The organism is Paraclostridium sordellii, from assembly GCF_000953675.1.
Lineage (GTDB): Bacteria > Bacillota > Clostridia > Peptostreptococcales > Peptostreptococcaceae > Paraclostridium > Paraclostridium sordellii.
Genome location: NZ_LN679998.1, coordinates 3384348 through 3384698, shown reverse-complemented (window position 1 = coordinate 3384698; position 351 = coordinate 3384348). Strand labels below are relative to the sequence as shown.

4 tRNA genes are annotated in these 351 nt (G+C 52.1%); all 4 read right to left on the bottom strand.

The annotated features are described in order from the left end of the window. Positions 1–77 (bottom strand) — tRNA-His (locus ATCC9714_RS16605). Positions 78–83: 6 nt separating this feature from the next. Further along, positions 84–160: transfer RNA gene (locus ATCC9714_RS16600), tRNA-Pro, on the bottom strand. Between the two features lie 20 nt (positions 161–180). Beyond that, positions 181–257, bottom strand: a tRNA-Ile gene (locus tag ATCC9714_RS16595). An 8-nt stretch (positions 258–265) separates the two neighbouring features. Next, positions 266–342, bottom strand: a tRNA-Met gene (locus ATCC9714_RS16590). Between the last annotated feature and the right edge of the window lie 9 nt (positions 343–351).

Here is a 351-nt window from a genome sequence, read left to right as displayed (position 1 = left end):
TGGGGTGGATAATGAGAGTCGAACTCACGACCTCCAGAGCCACAATCTGGCGCTCTAACCAACTGAGCTATACCCACCATAATTGGTCGAGGTGGAGGGACTCGAACCCCCGGCCCCATGGTCCCAAACCACGTGCGCTACCAAACTGCGCTACACCTCGGTAATAAATCTATATAAAAGTGGTGGACCTTCAGGGACTCGAACCCCGGACCTACCGGTTATGAGCCGGGCGCTCTAACCAACTGAGCTAAAGGTCCACATTTATTGGTAGCGGTAACAGGAGTCGAACCTGTGACCTTTCGGGTATGAACCGAACGCTCTAGCCAACTAAGCTATACCGCCATATTATTT